Origin of the sequence: Streptomyces sp. NPDC057694 (assembly GCF_042799415.1) — a bacterium.
In the GTDB taxonomy this organism is placed as follows: Bacteria; Actinomycetota; Actinomycetes; order Streptomycetales; family Streptomycetaceae; genus Streptomyces.
Map to the genome: position 1 here is coordinate 483,019 of NZ_JBHVIX010000003.1, position 18,522 is coordinate 501,540.

The window sequence follows — 18,522 nt, forward strand, 5'->3', positions numbered from 1 at the left end:
CCGAAATGACGAGCCAGACACAGAACGCGCCCTCGGCGGAGCAGATCCGCCGCGCCCCCAAGGTGCTCCTCCACGACCACCTCGACGGGGGCCTGCGCCCCGGCACCGTCGTCGACCTGGCCCGCGAGCAGGGGTACGAGAGCCTGCCGGAGACCGACCCCGACAAGCTCGGCGGCTGGTTCCGCGAGGCGGCCGACTCCGGTTCCCTGGAGCGGTACTTGGAGACGTTCGCCCACACCTGCGCCGTCATGCAGACCAAGGAGGCGCTGTTCCGGGTCGCCGCCGAGTGCGCCGAGGACCTCGCCGAGGACGGCGTCGTCTACGCCGAGATCCGGTACGCGCCCGAGCAGCACCTGGAGCAGGGCCTCACCCTCGAAGGGGTCGTCGAGGCGGTCAACGAGGGCTTCAGGGAGGGCGAGCGCCGAGCGAAGGCCAACGGCCACCGCATCCGGGTGGGCGCCCTGCTCACCGCGATGCGGCACGCGGCCCGCGCGCTGGAGATCGCCGAACTCGCCAACCGCTACCGCGACCTGGGCGTGGTCGGCTTCGACATCGCGGGCGCCGAGGCCGGCTTCCCTCCCACCCGCCACCTCGACGCGTTCGAGTACCTCAAGCGCGAGAACAACCACTTCACGATCCACGCCGGTGAGGCCTTCGGCCTGCCCTCGATCTGGCAGGCGCTCCAGTGGTGCGGCGCCGACCGCCTCGGCCACGGCGTGCGCATCATCGACGACATCAAGGTCGCCGAGGACGGCACGGTCCAGCTCGGCCGCCTCGCGAGCTATGTGCGCGACAAGCGGATCCCGCTGGAGATGTGCCCGACGTCCAACCTCCAGACGGGCGCGGCCGACTCGTACGCGAGCCACCCCATCGGCCTGCTGCGCAAGCTGCATTTCAGGGCCACCGTGAATACGGACAATCGACTTATGTCCGGCACGTCGATGAGTCGCGAGTTCGAGCACCTGATCGACGCTTTCGGGTACACGCTCGACGACATGCAGTGGTTTTCCGTCAATGCGATGAAGTCAGCATTCATTCCTTTCGATGAACGACTGGCGATGATCAATGACGTCATCAAGCCCGGATACGCCGAGTTGAAATCCGAGTGGCTCTTCCGTCAGACCGCCTCGACCAGCGGTTCTGTCGCCGAGTAGCGAATTTCGCCGAGCAGGGAAGCGGCCGTGGATTCCGACGCGCGGCCGCTTTCCGGTGTTTGCGGACGCCTCTGTGGCGTGTTTACGGTCGTGGACCGCTCAAGCCCTGTCTACGACATACGTCAGAGGACGCATTCACGATGAAGCAGTCTGCTGTGAAGACCCTCGGTGTCGCCGCTCTCGGTGCTGCCTTCGCCGCCGCCGGTGCGGGTGCCGCGAACGCCGCCCCGGGTGTGCCGGACGCCACCGCGACGCTCGACTCCGTGACTCAGAACCTCCCCACTGAGTCGCTCACCAAGACGCTGCCCGGCGCCCCCGAGTCCCTCGCCGCGGGGCACAACGCCCTGGGCACCCTCGCCACCGCCGCGCCCATGGTCGAGAAGGCCGCCCCGTCGGTCCTCCCCGCCAACGGTGCCGACCCGGTCTCCGGCCTGCTCGGCGGCCTCCCGGTCGGCGGCCTCGCCGGTGGCCTTCCGGGCCTCGGCGGCTGATCCCGTCACGCACGAACAGGGGCGGAACCGCGAGATCGCGGGTGCGCCCCTGTGCTGTGTCCGTGGTCGCCGGGTGTGCGGGCGCTCACCAGGCCTGGCGGGTCCTGTTCTCGGCCGGGAAGAGGATCCACAGCGCGATGTAGAGCAGGAACTGCGGCCCGGGCAGCAGGCACGAGACCAGGAAGATCACGCGCATCGTCGTCGCGGAGGTGCCGAAGCGCCGTGCCAGCGCTGCGCACACTCCGCCGATCATCCGTCCTTCGGTGGGGCGGGCAAGGGCGGTCATGAGAGGCTCCTTCGCGAACCGTGGTCGAGTGGTGCTGTCCTGAGGTGCTGTCGTGAGGTGCTGACAACATCGACACTACGGTTGCGAAGCGGGCAAAACGTCAGCTCACGGGGCGATGCCGACCCTGGTAATCGTCGGGGTCCTCCCCTGAGCCGGCTCCTCCACAAGGAGGGGAATCCCCTCGGACCTGTGGCGGATACGGGCCCGGACGGCCGGCACCACGGCGAGATGGGCGACGGCCACGCCCACGGCGTTCAGCAGCACGGAGTCGATGTCCACGACCTGACCGGGCACCCCGGTCTGCAGCAGTTCGATGCCGAGCGAGATCAGCGCGCCCGCCGCGACCGTACGCACCAGCGAACCCCACACCGACACGTACAGCCGTCCGCCCGCGAGAGGCAGCAGCACGCCGAGCGGCGCGAGCAGGAGGAGGCCCTCGCCGATGCGCTTCGCCCCCTCGCGCCAGCCGAGCGCCAGATCGGCCCGGATGCCGGCCAGGGGACGCAGATTCGCCGCGCTGACCCACGGCACGTCCAGAGGTCGCAGCATGATCCAGGCGACGAGGAAGAGATGCGCGGCGAGGAGAGCGAAGCCTGCCGTACGGAAGCGGACGGCGGCCGTCTGGCCGCCTGAGCGATGGCGCTGCACGCTCCCCAAGACGCCGGGTGCGGGATGAACGGTTCCGGGTGGGGGGCGATGACGTGGGTCACGTACGGGTGTTCGGCTGACGGCCGGTGGCCGCTTCTCGCGCAGTTCCCCGCGCCCCTGGAAGCGAGCTTCGCTCGCCCAGGGGAAGGCGCGCGAAGCGCGGCCTTCAGGGGCGCGGGGAACTGCGCGACCAGCCCCCACCGGCCCGCAGCCGAACAACAACCCAAGAGCGCGCGGCCAGCGCTACCCCACCGTCCGTGCCGGAGCCGGAATCGTCCCCGGACGTGCCTTCACCGCGTCCGTGCACTCGTAGTCGCGCAGCGGATCGCTCCCCGGCCCGCCCAGCACCACGTGACCGCCGTCCTGAGTCGTCATCTTGCTGTTCGCGAACGTACAGACGATCTGGGCGAGGGCGTACGGGGAGAGATCGTCCGGCGGGGTGTTCAGCCGCAGCGCGTCGGACGGATCGCCGGCGGACGGACCCGACACCTTGAGGCGGGTGCCCACGTCCGTCGAGAAACCGGCCGCGGACTCGTCCGACGACAGCCGCCGCGAGAGCTGCGCCAGCAACTGCTGGGCGACCACGGCGCGCTCGGAGGACTGGCCGCGCTTCAGCGTGACCGTACGGTCGACCGTCACGAGCTGCGACGTGCACACGAGATAGATCTGCACCGTGAACTGGCCGCCCGCGGGCGTCTCCGTCCCGCTCGTGCTCGCCAGGGCGCAGCCCACGCGCGTGGGCGCGGCGCCGAACTCGGTGGGGACCTCGGTCGGCCGGATCCCGCATCCGGCGAGCAGCGTCGCCGAAAGACCCAGCAGGACCGACAGCCTGGTGCGCGGCCTCACTTGGCGGCACCGCCTTCCTGTGAGTCCCCGGCGCCGTCGGCGTCCGAGCCGCTCGCGTCGGCATCGGGGTCGTCGGGATCGTCGAGGTCGTCGTGCGTGTCGCGCGGCAGCCGCAGCGTGAACACCGCCCCGGCGTCCGGGGAGTTCGCGGCGGTGATCTCACCGCCGTGGATGTGCGCGTTCTCCAGGGCGATGGACAGCCCGAGACCGCTGCCCTCCGAACGCGGCCGGGACGCGCTGGCCTTGTAGAACCGGTCGAAGACGTGCGGCAGTACGTCCTCGGGGATGCCGGGCCCGTGGTCGGTCACGGCGATGACGAGGTCGCCGCCCTCCTCGCCCTCCCGGGTGTCGATGCGCACCGAGACCCGCACCGGGGAACCGCCGTGCTTGAGCGCGTTGCCGATCAGGTTGGCGAGGATCACGTCGAGGCGGCGCGGGTCGAGACGGGCCATGATGCCGCGCTCCGCGTCGAGGTCGACGGCGTCCAGCCAGGCGCGGGCGTCGATGCAGGCCGTGATCTGGTCGGCGATGTCCACGTTGTCGAGGACGAGCCGGGCGGTGCCCGCGTCGAAGCGGGTGACCTCCATCAGGTTCTCCACGAGGTCGCCGAGCCGCCGGGTCTCGCTCACCACGAGCCGCACGGCGGGCTCGATCATGGGATCCACCGACCCCGTCTCGGCGTCGAGCTCCTCCTCAAGCACCTCGGTCACCGCGGTGATCGCGGTCAGCGGGGTGCGCAGCTCGTGCGACATGTCGGCGACGAACCGGCGCGAGGACTCGTCCCGCGCGCGCATGTCGGAGACCTGCTTCTCCAGGTTCTCCGCCGTCTTGTTGAACGTCCGCGACAGCTCGGCGAGTTCATCGGTGCCCGACACCCGCAGCCGGGTGTCGAGCTTGCCCTCGCCCAGCCTGCGCGCCGCGATGCCGAGGCGGTGCACGGGTTTGAGCACGGTCGTCGCCGCGGCCTGCGCGAGCAGTGCCGAGCCGATCAGCGCGAGACCGGTGGCGATCCCCAGGGACCAGGCCAGCGAGCTGAGATCCTTCGCCTCGGGTTCGAGCGACTTCAGCATGTAGCCGGTCGGCCCGCCGTTCACCTTCGCGCCGCCCACCAGATACGGGTCGTCGTCCTGCCGGGTGCGCTGCCAGTACAGGTGGTACGCGTTCTTGTTGCTGGAGGTGACGTCCTGCTTGCGGTTCACCGCGTCCTGCAGCGCGTCCGGTACGTCGGCCAGCGTGAAGGCGTCGAGATCCGAATTGCCGACCACCTGACGGCCGTTCTCGTCCGTGCCGATGAGCAGCACACTGAAGTGCTGGCTGCTGTCGGCCATCAGATTCGCCGCGTGCTGCAGCTCGCCCTGCGTGGGATGTTCGGGCAGCACCGCCGCCCGGTTCTGCATCTCCTGCTGGAAGTCGCTGAGCGCCGCGTCCTGGGTGCGGGTGAGCACCGCCTCGCGGTTGAGCCAGTACGCGATCCCGGACGCGGAGACCGCGGCCGTCAGCGCCACCAGGGCGAACACGACCACCAGACGCAGGCGCAGACTGGTGAAGCGCAGCCCGGCGAGTATCGCCTTCTTGGTCGCGGCGAACGCACGGAGTCGGCCGTGCCCCGGCTCGTCGTGCGGCTGGGTCACTGAGGCGAGTCCAGCCGGTAGCCCACGCCGCGCACGGTCCGGATCAGCGTCGGCGACGACGGAACGTCCTCCACCTTGGCGCGCAGCCGCTGCACACAGGCGTCGACGAGCCGCGAGTCACCGAGATAGTCGTGCTCCCACACCAGGCGCAGCAACTGCTGCCGGGACAGCGCCTGTCCGGGCCGCCGGCTCAGCTCCAGCAGCAACCGCAGCTCGGTGGGCGTGAGTTGCAGGTCCTCACCGTTCTTGGTGACCGTCATCGCGGACCGGTCGATGACCAGCGAGCCGAACGACGCCGAGTCGTTGGCCTCCCGCTCGCCGCGGCGCAGCACCGCACGGATCCGGGCGTCGAGGACCCGGCCCTGCACGGGTTTCAGTACGTAGTCGTCGGCGCCGGACTCCAGACCCACGACCACGTCGATGTCATCGCTGCGCGCCGTGAGCAGGATGATCGGCAATTGGTCGGTGCGCCGGATGCGACGGCACACCTCGAATCCGTCGATGCCCGGCAGCATCACATCGAGCACGATCAGATCCGGCCGCTGCTCGCGCAGCAACTTCAGACCGTCCTCGCCGGTGGCAGCGGTGGCCACCCGATGACCCTGACGGGTGAGCGAAAGCTCCAGGGCCGTACGGATGGCGTCGTCGTCCTCGATCAGCAACAGGGAAGGCACAAGCGCCATTCTGGCCCATGACTGGCCCTTAGTTCGACCGTCGGAGCGCTCCCACACCCGACCCGCACAGCCAGAGGGCCTGTGACAGGTCTGTGACAGTCGGCGGACACCGTCATGAAGTCGCCCGGGCAAGCTTTTGGACATCGCAAGGAACCACGGCGATGAAGCAAGTGAAAGACCGCAGGAAATACCGGACTCCACGACGGGGGGCGCGAGATGAACACGCTGCACAGCACCAGCTCAAGCGCAGTTGTCACGCGCCTTCACGATGTGACGGTCCGGGCCGACCGGCATGAGAAGTCCGGTGCCGTGAGCGGGCGGGGGTGCGCTCGCGGCACCGGGCGTCAGCACTCGTCGTACATGACGGTGCTCGACGGGTACGAGGCGGTGGCTGACGGGGGTCACGGGGGAGCCGCGTACAGGGAGGAATCGGGGGATCAGCGACGTCCCTCCTTGTCGGAGGCCGAGTTCACGGCCTACGTCCAGGAGCGTCGCGCCTCCCTGTACGCAACCGCCTACCACCTGACCGGTGACCGGTTCGAGGCCGAGGACCTGCTCCAGAGCGCCCTCTTCTCGACGTACCGGGCCTGGGACAGGATCAGTGACAAGGCGGCGGTCGGGGGCTATCTCCGCCGCACCATGACCAACCTGCACATCAGCGCGTGGCGCCGCCGCAAGCTGAACGAGTATCCGACCGAGGAGCTGCCGGAGACGGCCGGCGACACGGACGCGATGCGCGGTACCGAACTGCGGGCGGTTCTCTGGCAGGCGCTGGCGCGCCTTCCCGAACTGCAGCGCACGATGCTCGTGCTCCGCTATTACGAGGGCCGGACCGACCCGGAGATCGCGGAGATCCTGGGCATCAGCGTCGGCACGGTGAAGTCCAGCATCTGGCGGTCGCTGCGGCGGCTGCGCGAGGACGAGGTGCTCAGCTTCGGCCGTGACCAGGAAGAGTCCTTCGGCGAGCTTGTCGCCTGAGGCTGGGGGGAAACGGGGGCCCTGTTCGGGGGAACGGGGCATCACGGGGGATGGCAGCGGGACCGGAGGACCGGGGGGTCTTCCCGGTCCCGCTCCTTTTTTGGGTGCGTCGTCGACTGACGGCCGGTGGGGCTTCTCGCGCAGTTCCCCGCGCCCCTGAGGCATGCGCTGCGCGCAGCCTCCCGATGAGATGGCGCACGAAGTGCGCATCTCAGGGGCGCGGGGAACTGCGCGACCAGCCACGACGAGAGCCGCAGGTGGTCTCAAGGGCCCCGGCCGTCAGCTGGGGACGACGGGGCGGCCTGTCGTGGCGGTGGTCAGACGGGCGAGGGCCGCGTCCTTGTCGCAGGCGTGCGCGCCCAGGGCCACTTGGCGCGCGACGATGGCGCGTTCGGCGCGCATCAGACGCCAGCCGCGCCGCAGCAGGAACGGCACCGACTTGCGCCCCTCGCGCAGATCACGGAGCAACCGGCGACGGAACGTCGTCGAAGGGCGCCCGCGCAGACACAGCGCATCGGCCAGCACCCCGAGCTCCCGGCACCGCGCCACGATGTCGGCCGCGAAGATCCCCTCCGCGATGAACAGGGGAGAGTCCCCGATGTCGAGCGCCGTCGCCCCCACCCGCGAACTGGTCGCGATGTCGTACACGGGAATGTCCGTACGCCCCTTCTCGCACAGCGAGACGATCGCGGCGAGCGCGATCTCGGCGTCCCACGAGTCGGGGGAGTCCCAGTCGATGTCCGAGGTGCCCGGCACCAGCGGCAGCGTGGGATCGCCCGCCTCTTTGTAGAAGTCGTCGAGGCAGAGCACGGGAAGCCCCGAGCGTGCGGCGAACGACGACTTGCCGGAGCCGGAGGGGCCGGTCAGCAGGACGACCCGGGTCGGTATCGGAGGATGCGCACTCACGAGAGACCAGTGTGAAGCATCAAAGGCCCGGCGCGGACCCCGCGTCGCGGCCAAGTGGCGTGCGCCACGTCAACTACGCTACGTGGTTCAGCGGTTACCCGTGCCGTATGTCGAACTCCGAAAGGTCCAGGCGGAATCACATGCCCCGACACGCACAGCCCACGTCCTCCTCCCGCACCCGCCGCACGCTGGTGCAGGCCGGCCTCGTCGTGGGTGCCGCAGGCGCGGCCCTCGCCGCGGGCGGCGGCGCCGCGAGCGCCGCGACGCTGCCCGCGGACAGCACCGACGCGGCGGCCGCGACCCAGGCCGTCACGCACGCCCTGCACGGCTCGACGGCGAGCGGCCTCGGCACGCTGAAGACGCTCCAGCTCGACCCGCTGGCGGGCACCGGCGTCGACCCGCTGGCCAACGGGGTCGGCACCCAGATCGCCGACTTCAAGCCGATCGGCACCTCCGACGTGACGGCCCCGCTGACCAACGGCGGAACGCTGCAGGACCTGCCGCTGGTGGGCCCGGCGACGAGCCTGCTGCCGGACTGACCTCAAGAGGCCCGTGCGGCGCGCAGCGGAGCCTCCCGCACCCACCACGCCGCCACGAAGGCCACCGCGCACAGCGCCGCCGTCCCCGCCGCCACCCCGTGCAGTCCGTCGACGATGCCCGCCGGGGACGCGTCGTCGCGCACCCGGCCCGCGAACACCGAGCCCAGCACGGCGACCCCGAGGGAGCCGCCGATCGTGCGCAGCAGGGCCTGGGTGCCGCTGGCCGCGCCGAGGTCGCGGGGCGCGGCGCTGTTCATGGTGATGAGCAGCGCTGGCTGCATCAGGCAGCCGAGGCCGACGCCCAGCAGCAGGGTCAGGGCGGAGGCCGCCCAGGTCGCGGTGGCCGTGCCGAGCAGGAACAGGGCGAGGGCGCCCAGGGTGGCGAGCGCCCCGCCCGCGATCGGGTAGTGCCGGTAGCGGCCGCCCGCGCCCACCCGCCGCCCGATGGCCAGTTGGGCACCCATCATGCCGAGCATCAGGGGCATCAGGAGCAGCCCGCTCGCCGTCGACGACATGCCGCGCACCAGCTGCATGTACTGCGGCAGGAAACTCGCGGCCGCGAGCATCGCCGCCCCCGAGGTGAAGCTGAGCACCTGCGCGACCCCGAAGTTGCGGTCCCGGAACAGCCGGGGCGGGATCACCGGCTCGGCCGCCCGCCGCTCCACCGCGACGAAGGCCGCGAGGGCCGCCACCGCCACCAAGGCGAGAGTGACGATCCGCGGTGACGTCCAGGCGTACGTCGTGCCTCCCCAGGACGAGAGCAGTGTCAGGGCGAGGATCGCGGCGGTGAGCAGCGCGGCGCCCGCGACGTCGACCCGGGCCCGTACGCGCTCGGTGCGCACCCGCACGCCCACCGCGATCACCGCCAGGGCCGCGGCGCCGACCGGGACATTGACGTAGAACACCCACCGCCAGTCCAACTGGTCGGTGAGGAAGCCGCCGATCAGCGGGCCGCCGATCATCGCGGCGGGCAGCAGTACGCCGATGACGGACTGCGAGCGGCTCGCCCCGGCGGGCCCGAGCACGGTGCCGAGGAGTGAGAGCGCGCCGACGAACAGGCCGCCCGCGCCGATGCCCTGCACTGCCCGGAACGCGATCAACTGCCCCATGTCCTGGGCGAGTCCGCACAGGACGGAGCCGATGAGGAAAACGGTGATCGAGGCGAGGTAGCTGCCTTTGCGGCCGTGGAGATCTCCGAGCTTTCCCCACAGGGGAGTGGTGACGGCGGCGGCCAGCAGGTACGCCGTCACCACCCAGGAGAGGTGGGTCAGACCGCCCAGGTCCTCGACGATGACCGGCAGGGCGGTGCCGACGATCGTGCCGTCCAGTGTGGCGAGCACGATGCCCATCAACAGGCCGGTGATCACCAGTCGGGAGGGCGGTGCGGCGACGGCCGCCGCTTCGTCTTCGTGTGTACGGGTTCGCATGGATCCCCCTGATTCCGTGCGTGAGGTGGCGGTCGATCAGGCCGCGTACGGGCGGAGCGACCTGGCGTCGCGCAGTGCCTGCGCCCACCAGGTCAGCTGGTCGAGCATCGCCTTCGCGGCGGCGTCCACCGCCGGGTCGTCGACCCGGGCGTCCTCGCCGAAGGCGCCCCAGGAGTTGTGGAAGCTCACCGTGTTGCGGACGGTCATCGCGTTCAGCTCGGCCAGCACGATGCGCAGCTGCTCGACGGCGCGCAGCCCGCCGGACAGCCCGCCGTACGAGACGAACGCGACCGGCTTGCCGTGCCACTCCGCGTTGTGCCAGTCGATCGCGTTCTTCAGGGATGCCGGGAAGCTGTGGTTGTACTCGGGCGTGACGAGGATGAAGGCGTCGGCGGCCGCGAGGCGCGGTGACACCAGGGCGAGGGCCTCCTCGGTGCCGGGCGCGGGCTCCTCGCCGAAGGCCGGGAACACGGTCGGCAGCGGTGTCTCGACGAGATCGATGACGTCGGTACGCAGATCGGCGCGCTGCCCGAGCTGCCCGCTGAGCCAGCGCGTGACGACCGGCGCGAAGCGGCCCTCGCGAGTGGAGCCGACGAGGACGGCGACGCGGAGCGGAGCGACCGTGGACGGAGTGCTGTTGGTGGACATGGTGGCCCCCTTGAACTTTGTGTACGGCGTACACGTTGATGCGTACAACGTACACAGGAATGTGTACGCCGTCCACAAGGGATACGCTGTACGCATCGTTGAGCGAGAGGGGCCGGACCGTGGCAACAAGCAAGGGCGAGGGCGGGCTGGTCGAGCCCTCTCTCTGGGAGCGCCTCGAACGGCCCGCGCCGACTCGCCGGGCGTCACTGACGCTGGAGCAGATCGCCGCCGCGGCCGTCGAACTCGCCGACGAGGAGGGCGCCGCGGCCGTCACCATGCGCCGGCTCGCGACGCGGCTCGGGGTCGCGCCCATGGCCGCGTACCGGCACGTGTCGGGCAAGGACGATCTGTGGGCGCTGATGCACGACCGGGTCTCGGCCGGGATCACGGTGCCCGACGAGGTGACCGACTGGCGCGAGGTGCTGTACTCCTTCGCGCTGCAGACGCGGGAGTTGATGCTCCGTCACCTGTGGCTCGGGCAGGTTCCGGCGCCGCTGGTCCAGCTCACACCGGCGCGGATGGCCATCGCCGAGCGGCAGTTGAGGGCGCTGTCCGGGCGCGACCTGGACGCCGACTCGATGATGGCGGCGTTCCGCACGGTCAGCGCCTACGTGCACGGCTCGGCGCAGTCCGAGATCGCGCTGCGCCTGTACAAGGAGGAGCACGGCTGGAAGAGCGGCGACGAGACCCGGCAGGCGCTCGCCCCGCAGATGAACTACCTGATGGACAGCGGCCGTTACCCCACCTATAAGGAGTACGCGCTGTCCGCGACCCGCAAGGACGACCCCGCCTGGGAGTTCGCGTTCGGGCTCGACTGCGTGCTCGACGGGATCGCGCGGCGCCTGGAGATCTGAACAGGCCCCGCTCCCTCCCGGACGGGGAAGGGGGCGGGGCCTGTCAGCCCTGTGGGGGAAAGGGGGGGGCTAGTACGAGGAGCCGGACGCGCCCAGCGAACCCGTCGGGTGCCAGACCGTCTTCGTCTCCAGGAACGTCGTCAGGCGGTCCGTGCCCGGGTCCGCCGTGAAGTCCTCCACAGGCTGTGGACGGCGTACGCGCTTCAGGTTGTCCGCCGCCGCGATCTCCAGCTCCTTGGCGAGGGCCGCGTCGGCGCCGGTGAGGTCGATGCCGTTCACATCCTGGTGCGCGGCGAGCGCGGGGGCGATCTCCGACGCGCGGCCGGACAGGATGTTGACGACGCCGCCGGGCACGTCCGAGGTGGCCAGCACCTCGCCGAGGGAGAGGGCGGGCAGCGGGGACTTCTCGCTCGCGATCACGACCACCGTGCTGCCGGTGGCGATGACCGGGGCGATCACCGAGACCAGGCCGAGGAAGGACGACTCCTGCGGCGCGAGGACCGTGACGACACCGGTCGGCTCGGGGGTCGAGAGGTTGAAGAAGGGGCCCGCGACGGGGTTGGCCCCGCCCACGACCTGGCCGACCTTGTCGGTCCAGCCCGCGTACCAGACCCAGCGGTCGATCGCCGCGTCGACGACCGCCGCCGCCTTCGACTTGGACAGCCCCTCGGCCTCGGCGACCTCGCGCACGAACTGCTCGCGGCGGCCCTCCAGCATCTCGGCGACGCGGTAGAGGACCTGCCCGCGGTTGTACGCGGTCGCGCCCGACCAGCCGCCGAACGCCTTGCGCGCGGCGACGACCGCGTCCCGGCCGTCCTTGCGGGAGGAGAGCGGCGCGTTCGCGAGCCAGTTGCCCTTACCGTCCTGCACTTCGTACACCCGGCCGCTCTCGGAACGCGGGAACTTCCCGCCCACGTACAGCTTGTAGGTCTTGAGGACACTCAAACGGTCAGACACTGAGGTACGCCTCCAGGCCGTGACGGCCGCCCTCGCGGCCGAAGCCGGACTCCTTGTAGCCGCCGAACGGCGAGGTCGGGTCGAACTTGTTGAACGTGTTGGCCCAGATGACCCCCGCCCGCAGCCGGTTGGCCACGGCGAGGATGCGGGAGCCCTTCTCGGTCCAGATGCCGGCCGAGAGCCCGTACTGCGTGTTGTTCGCCTTGGCGACGGCCTCCTCCGGCGTGCGGAAGGTCAGGACCGACAGGACCGGGCCGAAGATCTCGTCGCGGGCGACGGTGTGCGCCTGCGTGACGTTCGTGAAGAGCGTCGGCGCGAACCAGTAGCCGGAGGAGGGGAGTTCGCACGGCGCCGACCAGCGCTCGGCGCCCTCCGCCTCGCCCGTCGCGGTGAGCGCGGTGATCCGGGCCAGCTGCTCCGCGGAGTTGATCGCGCCGATGTCGGTGTTCTTGTCCAGCGGGTCGCCGAGGCGGAGCGTGGACAGGCGCCGCTTCAGGCTGTCGAGCAGCTCGTCCTGGATCGACTCCTGGACGAGGAGGCGCGAGCCCGCGCAGCAGACCTGGCCCTGGTTGAAGAAGATCCCGGTGACGATCCCCTCCACCGCCTGGTCGATCGGGGCGTCGTCGAAGACGATGTTCGCGCCCTTGCCGCCGAGTTCGAGGGTGAGCTTCTTGTCCGTACCGGCGAGGGTGCGGGCGATCTCCTTGCCGACGGCCGTGGAACCGGTGAACGCCACCTTGTTCACGTCCGGGTGGGCGACCAGCGCCGCGCCCGCGTCGCCGTACCCGGGAAGGATGTTGACGACGCCCTTGGGCAGGCCGGCCTGGCGGCAGATGTCCGCGAAGAACAGCGCGGACAGCGGGGTCGTCTCGGCGGGCTTGAGGACCACCGTGTTGCCGGTCGCGAGCGCCGGAGCGATCTTCCAGGCGAGCATCAGCAGCGGGAAGTTCCACGGGATGACCTGGCCGGCGACGCCGAGCGCCTTCGGGTCCGGGCCGAAGCCCGCGTGGCCGAGCTTGTCGGCCCAGCCCGCGTAGTAGAAGAAATGCGCCGCTACGAGGGGGAGGTCGGCGTCCCTCGTCTCCTTGATGGGCTTGCCGTTGTCCAGCGTCTCCAGGACCGCCAGCTCGCGGCTGCGCTCCTGGATGATGCGGGCGATGCGGAAGAGGTACTTGCCGCGCTCCGCGCCGGGCAGCGCCGACCACTTCTCGAACGCCTTGCGGGCCGCCTTCACCGCCCGGTCCACGTCGGCCTCACCGGCCTGTGCGACCTCGGAGAGCACCTCCTCGGTGGACGGGGAGACGGTCTTGAAGACCTTGCCGTCGGCCGCGTCGGCGAACTCGCCGTCGATGAACAGGCCGTAGGACGGCGCGATGTCGACGACCGAGCGCGACTCGGGGGCGGGGGCGTACTCGAATGCGTGGGCCATTGCCGTTTTCTCTGCCATGGGTGATCAGTCCACCGTCACGTAGTCGGGACCGGAGTAGCGGCCGGTGGCCAGCTTCTGGCGCTGCATCAGCAGATCGTTCAGCAGGCTGGAGGCGCCGAACCGGAACCAGTGGTTGTCGAGCCAGTCCTCGCCCGCCGTCTCGTTCACGATCACGAGGAACTTCACCGCGTCCTTCGAGGTGCGGATGCCGCCGGCGGGCTTCACGCCGACCTGGATCCCGGTGGCGGCGCGGAAGTCGCGGACCGCCTCCAGCATCAGCAGCGTGTTCGCCGGGGTGGCGTTGACCCCCACCTTGCCGGTCGAGGTCTTGATGAAGTCGGCACCGGCCAGCATGCCGATCCAGCTCGCGCGGCGGATGTTGTCGTACGTCGACAGCTCGCCGGTCTCGAAGATGACCTTGAGCCGGGCGGCCCCGGAGGCCTCCTTCACGGCGCGGATCTCGTCGTGGACCTTCATGTAGTTCCCGGCGAGGAACGCGCCGCGGTCGATGACCATGTCGATCTCGTCGGCCCCGGCCGCGACGGCGTCCCGGACATCCGCGAGCTTCACGTCGAGGGCGGCGCGGCCCGCCGGGAAGGCGGTGGCGACGGAGGCCACCTTCACCTCGGTGCCGGCGACGGCGGCCTTCGCGGTGGCGACCATGTCCGGGTAGACGCACACCGCGGCGGTGCGGGGGGCCGTCCGGTCGGTCGGGTCGGGGTTGACGGCCTTGGCGCCTAGTGCCCGGACCTTGCCCGGGGTGTCGGCGCCCTCCAGGGTCGTCAGGTCGATCATCGAGATCGCCAGGTCGATGGCGTACGCCTTCGCCGTCGTCTTGATGGAACGGGTCCCGAGCCCGGCGGCCCTCGCCTCCAGGCCCACCGCGTCGACGCCGGGCAGCCCGTGCAGGAAGCGGCGCAGGGTGGCCTCGGAGGCGGTGGCGTCGGCCAGCGCGTGTTCTTTGGCGGGTGCTGATGCGGGTGCAGTGGACATGGTCACGAGGGGAGCATATCTACGCGCGTAGCGGCTGTACAGGGGGCTGGGGCGAAGCTCACGGGGCTCCGCCCCGGGCCCCGGGGTCGTCGGTCGTCCGCGGGCCGGTGGGGGCTGGTCGCGCAGTTCCCCGCGCCCCTGGAGATGCGCACTGCGTGCGCCATCTCCATCAGGGGGAGGCGGCGCGAAGCGCCTGCCTCAGGGGCGCGGGGAACTGCGCGAGAAGCGGCCACCGGCCCGCAGGCGAACGACAACCCGATCAGGGGCGCGGAGAAGGGCCCGGTCAAGCCCAGCGCAGCGTCAGGCACAATCGACGCCATGACGAGTGAACCCGAGCCCACCCGCGACCGCGTGTACAGGTCACCCGCCGGTATCGCGGGCGGCGCCCTGCTGCTGGCCCTCGGCGCCTGGCTCGGCATCGACGCCGTGATCGGCGGCGACGGCCGCACCCCGTGGCTGGCGCTCGCGGGACTGCTTTTCGCGGTGCCCCTCGTCGTCGCGTTCACCCTCCGCCCGGCGGTCTTCGCGAGCGAGGACCGCCTCCGCATCCGCAACCCGTTCCGCAGCATCACGCTGCCCTGGGCCGTCGTCGCGACCTTCCGTTCCGGGTACTCCAACGAGGTCGTCGACCAGACCGGCACCAAGTACCAACTGTGGTCCGTCCCCGTCTCGCTGCGCGGCCGCAAGAAGGCCCAGCGCAATCTGGCCAGGGCCGCCGCCGCGGACGACCCGGGCCGCCCCTCGGTCATCGGCACGGGCAGCCTCCAGAGCCGCTCGACCCGCGCCGCCACCGACCAGGTCATGGACGAGCTGCGCGAGCTGAGCGAGGCCCGCGCGGCGGAGCCCGCGTCCCAGGGTGAGCCCACGGTCCGCTGGGCCTACGAGATCATCGCCCCGGCCCTCGCCGGAGCCGTGGTCCTCGCCGTGCTCCTCGCGACCGGCTGAGTCAGGGCGCGCTCGGCCACACCAGCGCCATGTACGCCCCGCAGTACGCGGCCCCGAGCACCGCCCCCGTCACCCCCAGCACCCGCACCCGCCGCGACGTCGTCCTGGCCAGCGCCAGCGCGAGGGGGAGCAGCAGCGGGAACCCGGGGAGCAGGAAGCGGGCCCGGGGGAAGTAGACGCCGCCGCTGCCCAGCACGATCACCAGCAGCACCCCGGTGAAGACCAGCAGCGGCAGCGGCTGGCGGTCGGCCAGCGACAGCAGCCACAGCACCGCCGACGCCATCAGGGTCAGCGAGACCAGCACCAGGAACAGTTCCGGCGTCGAGTCGTAGGCGAGGAACTCCCGCATCCGGCGCAGCGTCTCCACGCCGCCGTCCAGCTGGTTGTGCCACAGCCGCTGGACCGCGAAATAGCCGTCCCAGCGGCCGAGCCGCAGCCCCACCCAGCCGACGTACGCGCACCAGCCGAGCGGCGCGAGTAGCCCGCCGGCCAGCACCCGCCAGGACCGGTGGCGGCGCAGCGTCAGCAGCGCCGAGAGGGAGACCGCCGCGGCGATCGCGACGCCGGTCGGGCGGGTCAGCCCGGCCAGCGCGGACAGGGTGCCCGCCCACACCCAGCGGCCGGTCAGCACCGCGTACAGCGACCAGGCGACGAACGCCGTGAACAACGACTCGGTGTAGCCCATCCACTGCACGAGCCCGACCGGCAGGCACGCCCAGAGGAAGGCCAGGGACACCCCGACGCGGCTGCCGTAGAGGCGGTCGCCGACCGCGAAGATCCCCCACGCGGCGACGAACGAGCAGAGCACCGCGAGCACAAGGCCGACGCTGGCCCGCGAGCCCGGAGTCACGGCGGCCACCGCCTTGACCAGGCCCGGGTAGAGAGGGAAGAACGCCAGGTTGTTGGCGTTGTACGCGGTGCCGAGCGTGTGGGCGTAACCGTGGTCGGCGATGCCCAGGTACCACTTGGAGTCCCAGTCGTGCGCGAGCGTCGCCCAGACGCCGTGGCCCTCTTTGTGCGCCCAGAAGCCCAGGATCAGCAGCGAGAACAGGCGTACGGCCGCGTACGCGCACAGGGCGGGAGCCGCGCGGCGCAGGGAGCGTCCCGCGCGGGCGCGCAGCCGGGTGATCGCCGCGGGGGCGGGGCGGCTCCTTCTGGCGTGCGGGAGGAGGGGGGCCTCGGGGGCGGCGGTCGGGGGCACGGGCGGGGCTCCTGGGGACGGGGACAAGGGCCGGGGGCAACGTTCCCGTTGCCCCCGGCCCTTGCCTCCCCGCGTTCCGTCAACCACCCGGTCGGGGGACCCTCACGCACCCAATCAAGCCCCGCCCGATCAAGCCCCTCCGGCGATTGAGGAGCGGGGTCCGGGGCGGAGCCCCGGGTGCCGGGTGCGCGTTTCGTCGTGGCTGGTCGCGCAGTTCCTCGCGCCCCTTACGGGGCGCTAGATGCCGGCGGCGGCGGACAGGTCCCGCTTGATCTCCGCGAGGAGTTCGGTCGCCTTGGCGCGGGCGGCGCCCAAAGAATCCCGGTCCGCGACCGGCACCACAACCTCCAGGTAGCACTTGAGCTTCGGCTCCGTACCGGACGGCCGCACAACGACCCGCGCCCCGTCGAGCGAGTACCGCAGCCCATCGGTGGGAGGCAGCCCCCCGGCCCCCTGAGAGAGATCCTCGGCGGAGGTCACCACGAGCCCGGCCAACTCCGCCGGAGGCACCTCGCGCAGCCGCCGCATCGCATCGGCGATGACCGACAGGTCCTCCACGCGCACGCTCAGCTGATCCGTGGCGTGCAGCCCGTGGGCCAGCGCCAGATCGTCCAGCGCGTCGAGCAGCGTACGGCCCTGCTCCTTGAGTTCACTGGCCAGCTCGGTGACGAGCAGCGCGGCCGTGATGCCGTCCTTGTCGCGTACGCCGTCGGGGTCGACGCAGTAGCCGAGCGCCTCCTCGTAGCCGTAGCGCAGGCCCTCGACGCGCGCGATCCACTTGAAGCCGGTGAGCGTCTCCGCGTAGGGCAGCGACGCCGCCTCGGCGATCCGCCCGAGCAGCGACGACGACACGATCGACTCGGCGAGCACACCGGTGGCGCCCCGCTTCACCAGGTGCGCGGCGAGCAGCGCGCCGACCTCGTCGCCGCGCAGCATCCGCCACCCGGAACCGTCGGCCACGGCGACGGCGCAGCGGTCCGCGTCCGGGTCGTTGGCGATGATCAGGTCCGGCGCCTCGGCCAGCGAGCCGGCCGTCGCGAAGGACAGGTCCATCGCGCCCGGCTCCTCCGGGTTCGGGAACGCCACCGTCGGGAAGTCCGGGTCCGGCTCGGCCTGCTCGGGCACGAGCACCGGCTCGGGGAATCCCGCGCGGGCGAACGCGGCCAGCAGCGTGTCCTTGCCGACGCCGTGCATCGCCGTGTAGACGGCGCGGGCGGTGCGCGGCGAGCCGGGAGCCAGGACCGCGTCCGTGCGCGCCAGATAGGCCTCCAGGACGCTGTCGTCGAGCGTCTCCCAGCCCGCCTCGGGCCGTGCCACGTCGTCCAGCGACTTGACCGCGGCGATCTCGCCGGCGATCTCGGCGTCGGCGGGCGGCACGATCTGCGAGCCGTCGCCGAGGTAGACCTTGTAGCCGTTGTCCCGGGGCGGGTTGTGCGAGGCCGTGACCTCGACGCCCGCCACCGCGCCCAGGTGCCGGATCGCGAAGGCGAGTACGGGCGTCGGGAGCGGCCGGGGCAGCACCGCGGCGCGCAGTCCGGCGCCCACCATCACCGCGGCCGTGTCGCGCGCGAAGTCCGCCGACTTGTGGCGTGCGTCGTAGCCGACGACGACCAGGCCGTCGCCCTGGCCCTTCGCCTTCAGGTAGGCGGCGAGCCCGGCGGCCGCGCGGATCACGACCGCGCGGTTCATCCGCATCGGACCCGCGCCCAGTTCGCCGCGCAGTCCCGCGGTGCCGAACTGGAGCGTGCCCGAGAAGCGGTCCTCCAGCTCCGTCAGCTCCCCGGCCGCGACGAGCCCGGCGAGCTCGTCGCGGGTCTCGGGGTCAGGGTCCTCCGCGAGCCAGGCCTTCGCCCGGTCGAGCAGTGCGCTGCCTTCAACGGTCACGGTGAGTTCCTTCGGACGACTGGTTCGGACG

General features: G+C 71.4%; 19 protein-coding genes. 6 read left to right on the forward strand and 13 right to left on the reverse strand.

Annotated elements, in window-relative coordinates:
• The first annotated feature begins 5 nt into the window (after window positions 1-5).
• Window positions 6-1,154 (forward strand): adenosine deaminase, encoded by a 1,149-nt coding sequence (locus ACFVDP_RS12060; protein ID WP_383487216.1) that lies wholly within the window; start codon window positions 6-8, stop codon window positions 1,152-1,154.
• Between the two features lie 140 nt (window positions 1,155-1,294).
• A complete protein-coding gene (locus ACFVDP_RS12065; RefSeq protein ID WP_383487219.1) occupies window positions 1,295-1,645 on the forward strand; it encodes an ATP-binding protein in 351 nt (116 codons plus the stop codon).
• Between the two features lie 85 nt (window positions 1,646-1,730).
• Here the strand turns inward: ACFVDP_RS12065 and ACFVDP_RS12070 are convergent, their stop codons facing one another.
• The 5 genes from ACFVDP_RS12070 to afsQ1 all read right to left on the reverse strand — a co-directional run bounded on the left by ACFVDP_RS12070 (window position 1,731) and on the right by afsQ1 (window position 5,730).
• Window positions 1,731-1,931, reverse strand: a complete 201-nt coding sequence (locus ACFVDP_RS12070; protein ID WP_383487222.1) for a PspC domain-containing protein — start codon at window positions 1,929-1,931, stop codon at window positions 1,731-1,733.
• A 105-nt stretch (window positions 1,932-2,036) separates the two neighbouring features.
• The gene (locus ACFVDP_RS12075) at window positions 2,037-2,579 is read right to left on the reverse strand and encodes a VanZ family protein (RefSeq protein WP_383487225.1); all 543 of its coding nucleotides are present in this window, start codon (window positions 2,577-2,579) and stop codon (window positions 2,037-2,039) included.
• A gap of 243 nt (window positions 2,580-2,822) precedes the next feature.
• On the reverse strand, window positions 2,823-3,425 hold the full coding sequence (locus ACFVDP_RS12080) for a hypothetical protein (RefSeq protein ID WP_383487228.1): 603 nt from the start codon (window positions 3,423-3,425) through the stop codon (window positions 2,823-2,825).
• Window positions 3,422-5,056, reverse strand: coding sequence for an ATP-binding protein (locus tag ACFVDP_RS12085; RefSeq protein WP_383487231.1), 1,635 nt, complete (start codon window positions 5,054-5,056; stop codon window positions 3,422-3,424). The genes ACFVDP_RS12080 and ACFVDP_RS12085 overlap by 4 nt, the downstream gene beginning before the upstream one ends.
• On the reverse strand, window positions 5,053-5,730 hold the full coding sequence (afsQ1, locus tag ACFVDP_RS12090; RefSeq protein WP_383487233.1) for a two-component system response regulator AfsQ1: 678 nt from the start codon (window positions 5,728-5,730) through the stop codon (window positions 5,053-5,055). Before afsQ1 ends, ACFVDP_RS12085 begins: the two co-directional genes overlap by 4 nt.
• 216 nt (window positions 5,731-5,946) lie before the next feature.
• On the opposite strand from afsQ1, the gene ACFVDP_RS12095 reads away from it, so the two are divergent.
• The gene (locus ACFVDP_RS12095; protein WP_383487236.1) at window positions 5,947-6,708 is read left to right on the forward strand and encodes a SigE family RNA polymerase sigma factor; all 762 of its coding nucleotides are present in this window, start codon (window positions 5,947-5,949) and stop codon (window positions 6,706-6,708) included.
• A 279-nt stretch (window positions 6,709-6,987) separates the two neighbouring features.
• On the opposite strand, the gene ACFVDP_RS12100 is transcribed toward ACFVDP_RS12095, so the two are convergent.
• On the reverse strand, window positions 6,988-7,614 hold the full coding sequence (locus ACFVDP_RS12100; RefSeq protein WP_383487239.1) for a uridine kinase: 627 nt from the start codon (window positions 7,612-7,614) through the stop codon (window positions 6,988-6,990).
• A gap of 140 nt (window positions 7,615-7,754) precedes the next feature.
• Between ACFVDP_RS12100 and ACFVDP_RS12105 the strand changes: the two genes are divergently transcribed.
• Window positions 7,755-8,153, forward strand: a complete 399-nt coding sequence (locus ACFVDP_RS12105) for a hypothetical protein (protein ID WP_383487242.1) — start codon at window positions 7,755-7,757, stop codon at window positions 8,151-8,153.
• A 2-nt stretch (window positions 8,154-8,155) separates the two neighbouring features.
• On the opposite strand, the gene ACFVDP_RS12110 is transcribed toward ACFVDP_RS12105, so the two are convergent.
• Window positions 8,156-9,580 carry a DHA2 family efflux MFS transporter permease subunit gene (locus ACFVDP_RS12110; protein ID WP_383487244.1) on the reverse strand — a complete coding sequence of 475 codons (1,425 nt, stop codon included), beginning with the start codon at window positions 9,578-9,580 and terminating at the stop codon, window positions 8,156-8,158.
• 36 nt (window positions 9,581-9,616) lie between these two features.
• Entirely contained in the window at window positions 9,617-10,228 is a 612-nt protein-coding gene (locus ACFVDP_RS12115) for an NADPH-dependent FMN reductase (protein WP_383487247.1), read from the reverse strand.
• Window positions 10,229-10,347: 119 nt separating this feature from the next.
• On the opposite strand from ACFVDP_RS12115, the gene ACFVDP_RS12120 reads away from it, so the two are divergent.
• On the forward strand, window positions 10,348-11,082 hold the full coding sequence (locus ACFVDP_RS12120) for a TetR/AcrR family transcriptional regulator (RefSeq protein WP_383487250.1): 735 nt from the start codon (window positions 10,348-10,350) through the stop codon (window positions 11,080-11,082).
• 69 nt (window positions 11,083-11,151) lie between these two features.
• Here the strand turns inward: ACFVDP_RS12120 and ACFVDP_RS12125 are convergent, their stop codons facing one another.
• From ACFVDP_RS12125 to deoC, 3 genes are read right to left on the reverse strand one after another with little or no spacing between them, the layout of a single operon-like run.
• Window positions 11,152-12,039 (reverse strand): aldehyde dehydrogenase family protein, encoded by an 888-nt coding sequence (locus ACFVDP_RS12125; RefSeq protein ID WP_383487253.1) that lies wholly within the window; start codon window positions 12,037-12,039, stop codon window positions 11,152-11,154.
• Entirely contained in the window at window positions 12,032-13,468 is a 1,437-nt protein-coding gene (locus tag ACFVDP_RS12130; RefSeq protein ID WP_383487256.1) for an aldehyde dehydrogenase family protein, read from the reverse strand. Before ACFVDP_RS12130 ends, ACFVDP_RS12125 begins: the two co-directional genes overlap by 8 nt.
• Window positions 13,469-13,492: 24 nt before the next feature.
• Window positions 13,493-14,461 (reverse strand): deoxyribose-phosphate aldolase, encoded by a 969-nt coding sequence (deoC, locus tag ACFVDP_RS12135; protein WP_383487370.1) that lies wholly within the window; start codon window positions 14,459-14,461, stop codon window positions 13,493-13,495.
• Window positions 14,462-14,779: 318 nt separating this feature from the next.
• Here deoC and ACFVDP_RS12140 point away from each other — a divergent pair, with 318 nt between their 5' ends.
• Window positions 14,780-15,406 (forward strand): PH domain-containing protein, encoded by a 627-nt coding sequence (locus tag ACFVDP_RS12140; RefSeq protein ID WP_383487258.1) that lies wholly within the window; start codon window positions 14,780-14,782, stop codon window positions 15,404-15,406.
• A gap of 1 nt (window position 15,407) precedes the next feature.
• Here ACFVDP_RS12140 and ACFVDP_RS12145 read toward each other — a convergent pair whose 3' ends face one another.
• Together ACFVDP_RS12145 and ACFVDP_RS12150 are read right to left on the reverse strand one after the other, a co-directional pair.
• Complete coding sequence (locus ACFVDP_RS12145; RefSeq protein ID WP_383487261.1) at window positions 15,408-16,607, reverse strand: hypothetical protein; 1,200 nt, start codon at window positions 16,605-16,607, stop codon at window positions 15,408-15,410.
• Window positions 16,608-16,844: 237 nt separating this feature from the next.
• The gene (locus ACFVDP_RS12150; RefSeq protein ID WP_383487264.1) at window positions 16,845-18,491 is read right to left on the reverse strand and encodes a phospho-sugar mutase; all 1,647 of its coding nucleotides are present in this window, start codon (window positions 18,489-18,491) and stop codon (window positions 16,845-16,847) included.
• Window positions 18,492-18,522: the final 31 nt, after the last annotated feature.